This window comes from Pseudarcicella hirudinis, assembly GCF_900115665.1.
In the GTDB taxonomy this organism is placed as follows: Bacteria; Bacteroidota; Bacteroidia; order Cytophagales; family Spirosomataceae; genus Pseudarcicella; species Pseudarcicella hirudinis.
Genome location: NZ_FOXH01000006.1, coordinates 380,012 through 388,495, shown reverse-complemented (window position 1 = coordinate 388,495; position 8,484 = coordinate 380,012). Strand labels below are relative to the sequence as shown.

Below are 8,484 nucleotides of genomic sequence, written 5' to 3'. Positions count from 1 at the left end.
ACCGTAACAGAAGGCACACTGGTATGGAGCTCACGGGTAAGTTGAGCGATGGTTCTGTTGCCTCTTACATACAAGTCCTGTAAAAGGCTTTTTTTCAATCTGCTTTTTTTAATATCAACGATTGATTCTTTATCTAAGACCTCTGCATCAGAGGTGTTTTTTGAAGTAAGAGACATAGGTTCTGGTAAATAATTTAGAGACAAACGCAGATTCAAATATTGGTGGAAAGTGTGCTTTCTTTTTACATATGTAACGATAGACCACTGAAAAATTATACAAATGAAAGTAAAATTTATATTCTCTACAACAGGGTTTATAGGCTTCCTGAAAATACCGCAGCGCAAGAAATTTTGTGAGATTTATATTATTAAAATATTTTAATAATTAGGGTTGTTATCATTTCTGAACCCTATTTGTGTAGGATTGACAAATTTTAAATTTTCATGTTCAAAATAGCATAAAATAGGCTATATGGTTAAAAATTATTGAAAAAAATGAAATATCGTCGCTTTTTAAAGGGCATTTATCTAGGCTTTTATACTCATTCTGCTAATGTTTTGTATTTTTATTATTTTAAATTATTTTAAAATTAAATATATTTATTTTAATTTGTTTTAAAATTATAAATATACGACATATCAAATAGTTAAATATTTCATAAAAACAGACAATCAGAACAAATAGATATCTTATAAAAATTATAAATATCTCCAATCAGGAATTAAGCAATAAAGTACCTGTATCAGTAAACCACCATAAAATTTAAACATGAAAAAAAGGAACCTCAATCCCCCTTGATTAAAAACAGATTGATCACTTCGTAACAATTAAGATTTTTCTCTCAACGTAATCCAAATGAAAATGAAAAGTAAATTTACTATGTTCATTATTTCGTTACTATTTCTTTCATGGCAGCAGGTTTATGCCCAGCAGCATGTCATCAAAGGAAAAGTAAGCGATAATAATCAATCAGGGCTGCCTGGTGTTAATATTCTGGTGAAGGGTACTACAAAAGGTACAACTTCAGATGCTGATGGAAATTACTCTATCAGTGCTTCGAAAGGTGCGGTTTTAGTGTTCAGTTCCGTGGGTTATTCAAACAAGGAAGTAGCTGTAAAAGATCAGTCAGTTATCAATATTACCTTAGATCCCAGCGATCAGGCTTTAGATGAGGTAGTTGTAACTGCCTTGGGGATTAAAAAAGAAACAAAAGCACTTGGTTATGCAGTAAGTACAGTGTCGGCAAAGGATATTACCGCTTCAGGAAATACCAACTTTGCTTCTGCCTTGTACGGAAAAGCAGCAGGGGTAAAAATTACCACTGCTCCGGGTGGTGCAACCAGTGGCGTAAACGTTCAGGTTCGAGGAATTAACTCTTTAAATTACAATACCCAGCCTCTTTATGTAGTTGACGGGATTGTAATCCGTGATTTTAACCAGGCAGGAGCAGGGGGATTAAATAACGGAGGATACTGGAGCGACCAGAAAATTCGCGGAAATGGTATTCTTGATATTAACCCGGCAGATATTTCAAGCCTTACTGTATTGAAAGGTGCCAGTGCTACTGCTCTTTACGGTTCTGAAGCAGCTAACGGGGTAATCGTAATCACCACAAAAACGGGGGTGAAAGGCAAAGGTTTAGGGGTAGAAGTTAACTATACTTACAACGAGGAAAGAGTTGCTTTTACGCCTCAGTATCAGAACGTATATGGTCCGGGATATGACAGAGCAACCAATTTACAGGTAGGTGCCAACGAAGATGGATTTATCATCGGAAGTGATGGTTCTAAAAGAGTAAACTATCGTGCTTACGGACAATTTGGTCCTAAGATGGATGGACAAATGTTGTCCTGGTGGGATGGAACCAAGCAGGCATACACTGCTAAACCTGATAACTATAACCAGTTTTATCAGACCGGATACAATTCTACTATGAATGCTGCTTTCTCAAATGCTACTGACAAAGCTTCATACCGTTTCTCATATACCGGAACTGACTATCAGGGTATTATGAGAGGAAGTTCGTTGAAACGTAATACTTTCAATTTAAACACTTCTCTTAAATTAAGTGATCGTGTGACTGCCGACATTATTGTTAGCTACGTGAACAGTACTGTTCATAACCGTCCTGAGCAGATTAACCGTGTTACTGCTAACTACGGAGGTTTCTTCAGCCGTGCAGAAGATATGAATAATTTCCTTAACAGATATCAGACTTCGAAAGGATACAAATACGTGATGCTTGCTGATAAGCAGAGAAATCCGGATGAGGCTTTCAAGTATAATATCAGAGGTGGAGATTTAATGGATCTTCTCTGGAACGGACTTAAGAACAGTGAAGATGAAGTACAGGATCGTCTCCTGAGCAGTGTTACCCTGAACTATAAAATCTCAAAGGAATTCTCTTTAAGAGGACGTATGGGTAATGACTTTACAAGTCTTGGTGTTGAAACCAAGAAATATAACGAATACCCTATTCTGTTCAACGGATCAAATAGTACAGGAGAGTACAGATTACAGAGCGGCCGTTATTCTATCGTATATGGTGATGCGATGTTGACTTATAACAAAAGCCTGAATAAAGATCTGGATTTAACGGCCAGTGGTGGTATGCAGGGGCGCCAGGAAAAATACTATGATCAGTCTATCGGAACAAACGGAGGTTTGGTTATCGAAAACTGGTTTAGTATGAACAACTCAACTAATCTTCTTTCAAGTAGTGCGAACAGAAAAGAGTTGTTAAAATATGCTTATATCGGAACAGCTAACCTTGCTTATAAAAACATGTTGTTTTTTGAAGGTACAGCCAGAAAAGAATTCTCTTCAACCTTGCCGGCAAAGAATAATAATTACTTCTATTATTCATTCAACTCTGGTTTTGTTTTCTCTGATGCCTTCCAGATGCCTTCTTTCCTGAATTATGGTAAAGTACGTGCTTCTTATGGTGTAGTAGGTAACGCACCTCCATTGTATGTAGCGAACACTACTTATTCTCAGACTATTTTACAAACCGGTAATGGTGCTGTGCCGGCTTTAAGTGCAAACAGCAGTTATGGTAATGATTATATCAGACCGGAACAAAAGTATGAATCTGAATTCGGTTTGGAAACGAAATTGTTTAACAACAAATTAGGTTTCGATCTTACGTATTATACCAGCCGTATTGAAGATCAGATTTTGCAGACTGACGTTCCGACGAGTATCGGTGCTGCTTCTGTGCTGACTAACGTTGGAGAGCTTGGCTCAAGAGGCTGGGAAGTTTCATTGTACTCAACTCCGGTAAGAACCAAGGATTTCAGCTGGAATACCCGTATCAATATTGCCAATAACAGAACAACTGTTCATAAACTGGCTGCCGGAATTAACCAGTTAGTAGCTTATAATGCAGATGGTGGTGCGTTGAAAATTGTATCAGATGAAGGAGATTTATTAGGTAATATTTATACTCATACCAGAGCAACTGACAAGAATGGTAACTTTATCATTACTGATGATGGTTTGTACAAAATGACAACTGATTACAAGAAAGTCGGAAATGTAATGCCAACAGTAGTAGGTGGATTCCTGAATACATTCAATTACAAAGGGTTCTCTCTTGATCTTACAGTTGATTATCGTTTGGGCGGACAGCTTGTTTCAAGTCCTTTGTTGTATGCTACAGGCGCAGGGATGTTTGAAAATACTATGCAGTACCGTGACGAAGCGAACGGAGGTTTGCCATATTATGTTGATAACGCCGGTAAAAAAGTATTGTTATCAAGTCACTCTGCTGCCGCTCCTAATGGCGCAAGAGTTTATCATGATGGTGTATTGCTTGATGGTGTTACTGAATCGGGAGATAAAAATACGAGAATTGTTGAAGCGGCTTACTACTATATGAACTCATTCGGCTGGTCAACCGGCTGGTATGAAAAAGGAGCTGTTTATGACAATAGTTTCGTAAAAATGCGTGAAGCAGTTTTATCTTATACCATTCCTAACAAAGTAGCACAGAAACTTCACCTTCAGAATATCAGAGTATCGCTTGTAGGCAGAAACTTGTTCTATATCTGGCGTACCCTGAAAAACCTGGATCCTGAAGCACCAATCGGTACAAGCTGGAACAGACAAGGTGTTGACGAAGGTTCTTCTGCAGCTACACGTAGCTTCGGGTTTTCTCTTCATGCAAGTTTCTAAGAGAAAAACTATTGATGTTAGACTTTAAAGTCTGTTTCTGCTGAAAACGAAAGGATTTCTTAGGGTTCAAATGATACAGATAAAAATAACTGAATACATAATCAGATGAAAAAAACACTTATAAAATTAAGTAGCATCATTGCTATCATCGGAGGGTTGACCGGATGCCAGGATAAGCTCAGCGAGCTTTATTTAAACCCGGAACAAACTACTACTCCTTCTATCGAGAAGTTTTTTACCCAGATATTAAACAACGACCGGGTATATCCGAAATATTGGGAAATGCGCACATTCGTAGTAATGCATCCCGGTATTTACACACAAGCTGTTTCTTTTCTGAATGATAACCTCAGATACCAGCAGCAGTTGAGTTATACTGAACAGAGATGGGGGGATTTTTATACAACCAACGGAAACGGCAGCGGACCGGTATCTCATTTCAGAGAGATTGAAAAAATGTACGCTACGCTTTCAGCGGCTGACAAAAAGAATGCAGACGTGTTTGTGAATGCAGCGAAAGTAGCATTTTTAGATCAATCGGCTCAAATGGTTGATTTATGGGGAGATATTCCTTTCAGCCAGGCAGGTGGAATCAACTTATCAGGTTCAATTATTTCACCTAAATTTGATGCTTCAAAGGATGTGTATAATGCGGTGATCACAGGATTAAAAGATGCGGCTGCTTATTTCGCTACCGCAAGCCTTGATGCTACAACAGCCGGTTCTTTCAAAAAACAGGATATTATCTTAAACGGAGATCTTGATAAGTGGAGAAGATTAGCCAATTCACTTCGTCTTCGTGCTTTAATGAGAATTTCTTTTGTGGATGAAGCAAGAGCAAAAACTGAAATCATGGAAATGCTTGGAAATCCTACGCAGTATCCTTTGGTAGAAGAAAGCACACAAAACGTGTATTTGAATCCGCTGACGAATTATACAAGTACTTTAAGGGATGCGTTTAACGATCTGAGCAGTAATCTGGCTACGCCATATTTACTTGATAATGTACTGAAGCCTGCAAAGGATCCTAGAATTGATGTTATTTATGACAAATTTGGTCATACTGAAGGAAGTAAATGGGTTGCCAATAGCGATTACAACTCAATGCCTCTTAATATCAGTTCTGCTGTACAGTCTGCAAACATTGCAAGCGGGAAATATGCTACCCTTGATTCGGCGACTTTCCTTTATAACAGCAAACTTCCGGGTGTGATTTTTACTGCTTCAGAAACTAATTTATTAAAAGCAGAAGCTTTTGAAAGATGGGGAAATACAACAGATGCCATGACTGCCTATAACAAAGGTGTTACACAATCTGTGAACTATTACTATTATCTGAATAGCATTAGCAGCAGTTCACCAAAAGTACCGGCTCCTTCTGCGGCTGATATTAACAATTTTGTTACCACTTCAACTATCAGATATTCTGGCTCTTCTGCACAGAAATTAGCACTTATCTGGACTCAGAAATGGGTACAGTTTGGCTTTATGCAGTCGGTTCAGAGCTGGTCAGAATTGCGCAGAACAAAATACCCGCAATTGTCTTTTGTAGCGGATAATTCTCCGGGTGTGGAATTACCGCCAAACAGATTGGTTTATCCTGCCAGAGAAAAGACTTTCAATCCTAACTACAGTGCGGTAGCAAGTCAGGATACAAGAGCAACCAAAATTTTCTGGGATGTTAAATAATTCTGAAGATTTATATAGATTTTCTTAAGATTAAGAGACTGCCGATATTTCAGGCAGTCTCTTTTTTTATAATTAAGGAATAGAATACAGATGGTTTTATAAATAATTATTCCTGAAGAAGTTTCTCTACAGCAGCCGTCATTATGGCCGTAAAATCTTTCCCTTCTTCAAGGAGTTCTTTTGTGATAGCCGGAGGAGCCACAGAAGGATCTCCTGAATTTACAGGAGGATTTGGTTCATATTGAATAAATAACTGAGTTTTTTCCGCAGTTTGTTTACCTTTTAAATCCAGTACAATTTTTAAAGCAAGGTCGATAGAAGAGGAAATCCCACCACCGGTAAAAATCTTACTTTCGGGAATATGAGCTTCTGAATCGGGCAGGTATCGCGGATATCCCTTCGGAATCAGCAAACGCATTTTTTCCGCCAGTAATTTCAGGGTCGGAATTTGTGACCAGTAAGTGGTTGCCTCGCAGTCGTGCAACAACCCTGCTGCGGCAAGAATGAACGCTCCTGTGCAAACTGAACCTGTTTTGATGGTTGTTTTGTTTGTTTTCCTGAGAAAATTCAGATAAGTCTCATCTTCCATCGTACTTGATACACCGGGCCCGTCTCCGCCAGGTACAAATAATATGTCGATATGTGGATGATAGTCAAAGGAATAATTAGGCAGAACATTCACATCTTCCGAAGTCTTAATGGAAGCTTCTGAAGCAAGCCAGATGGGCTTAAATCCATATGGTGCTCCGAAAACCTGCGTTGCTCCCGCAAAATCCATCAATGTGCATCCGTTGTAAAGCGGAATACCTACGATTAATTCTTTATCCTTACTCATATGTGATGACTTTTTAAATGTGATGTTTATTTCCCGGTTTTTTTCAGTTTTTCACCGATAGCAAAGGCTTTGATAAAGCTTTTAATTTTCGCAGTTTTACCCGCCAGACCAATGTCCGGTGTCTGAACAGGTTTCCCTACAGTATCCATGAGGAAAGAAAAGTCGCCTCCAAGGGTAGTCTGAGCTACTCCGTGACAACCCTGACAGCCACCCATGCTGATCAGATTTCCTTTGTACAAAGTATTCGGAAGTGCATTAAAAGGTTTTCCGATGCCGCTTCCGTGAAAATTAGCCAATGTGCTGTCAGATTCGATTACATAATTGGCAAGGAAGAAACTGTAAGCATTTGTATTGTTTGTCGGAACCGACTGAACGCCAACCAAACGATAATTCTGCCAGATTGAATTAGGGTTATATTTTTTTAATTTCTGATGAACATAGTTACTGGAAGCATCGGTAATGGCGGCGATCGGATGCAGCCTTTTGAAATCGGCAAACAAACGGTTTTTGTTTACAGGATCGTTGAGTTTTACATAACCCATGTTATCACTTTCTACATCCACATGTTCCCAGGTAGCAAATATAAAAGCCGGATAATTCTGGGTTTTATGAATAATGTGCAAACCGATCAGGGCATAGATTTTATTATCATAATAAATTTTACCGCTTGCATCAGTCCGGTAGTAAATCACTTTTCTGGTGAAGAATTTAGCCGGATCGTCTTTCGCTGTTAATTCTCTCCAGGCCGTTTTTACTTCCATCGCTCCGGTATAAGTATCTCTGCCTTTGCTCCTGGGTGCTCCCCCGCATGGCAGACATACTACGCCTGCGGTCTGGGGGCAGTTGCAGCTGCTTGTTGCCCCTTTATAATAGGCTTTATATTGTTTGATATTGTTAAATGTATTAGTGGTCGCTGTGAGCAGGGCGGCCTTTGTATTATAGTTTTTAAGTAAGTATTCATATTCATCACGGTTTGTTTTTGCCTGATATAAAACCTTGTACAAGGTGTCATAAGTCTGAACATGGGCAAATACTTCACAGGAACCGATTTCACTGTTTTCATCAAGATTCTGGAACAAATCGAAACTCGCATTTGAACCCGGGTAAGCGGTCAGAGGAGTTCCGAAGCTGTAATGAGGCGGTGCATCAAAAGGGAGCATTTTGTCATTATATGGTCTTAACTCCGTCCGGTGTGCATAGGTTTCCCAAACTGCCAGAGCGGGATATGGCGACTGATCCTGCTGATAATTCCAGGTAAGGTCCGGAGAATCCCTTTTCTGGTTTTGGAGGTATGAAGATTTCCAGTTTAATGCTAAAAATTCTTCCCAGGCAAACTGAACCAATTGTCTTGGTGTGGCATTGGTGTTAAGTTCTTTGGGAGGGTAAGGTGCGAATCTGATGATGAAATTGGTGTCAGCCAGAGCAGACAAGCGAAGGTCGTCGCCATAGTTCTGAGAATGTACACCCAGATAAAGCAAGGAAACGGATACACATAGTATTCCTGCAAATAACATTCTTTTCATAGTATTCCGAGTTAAAGAGAGATGGTTATTATTTTAAAAAAAGACAGTGAGTTTCAGGTATAAAGTTTAAGAATTATACGCTTATGGGATGGGTTATTAGAAAGTATAAGCCTGCTTCTGATAAAAGCACCTGAGATACAAAACGATGTGCAAATGTAGAAACTAAAGAATATGTAACATAAGCGTAGAAATACCTGTTTATTGCTGATTTTAACAGGTTTGATAAATGGGAAAGAATGCAGACGGTTTTTATCTTTCCTG

At 38.9% G+C, this 8,484-nt stretch carries 4 protein-coding genes; 2 read left to right on the top strand and 2 right to left on the bottom strand.

All coding sequences use genetic code 11. From position 1 onward, the window contains the following. Positions 1–861 precede the first annotated feature (861 nt). Both BM179_RS13300 and BM179_RS13295 read left to right on the top strand, forming a co-directional pair. Positions 862–4,176 (top strand): SusC/RagA family TonB-linked outer membrane protein, encoded by a 3,315-nt coding sequence (locus tag BM179_RS13300; RefSeq protein WP_092017622.1) that lies wholly within the window; start codon positions 862–864, stop codon positions 4,174–4,176. A gap of 105 nt (positions 4,177–4,281) precedes the next feature. After that, positions 4,282–5,865, top strand: a complete 1,584-nt coding sequence (locus BM179_RS13295; RefSeq protein ID WP_092017581.1) for a SusD/RagB family nutrient-binding outer membrane lipoprotein — start codon at positions 4,282–4,284, stop codon at positions 5,863–5,865. A 106-nt stretch (positions 5,866–5,971) separates the two neighbouring features. Here the strand turns inward: BM179_RS13295 and BM179_RS13290 are convergent, their stop codons facing one another. Together BM179_RS13290 and BM179_RS13285 are read right to left on the bottom strand one after the other, a co-directional pair. Continuing rightward, the gene (locus BM179_RS13290) at positions 5,972–6,700 is read right to left on the bottom strand and encodes a DJ-1/PfpI family protein (RefSeq protein WP_092017579.1); all 729 of its coding nucleotides are present in this window, start codon (positions 6,698–6,700) and stop codon (positions 5,972–5,974) included. 26 nt (positions 6,701–6,726) lie between these two features. After that, a complete protein-coding gene (locus BM179_RS13285; protein WP_092017577.1) occupies positions 6,727–8,223 on the bottom strand; it encodes a hypothetical protein in 1,497 nt (498 codons plus the stop codon). Positions 8,224–8,484 lie beyond the last annotated feature (261 nt).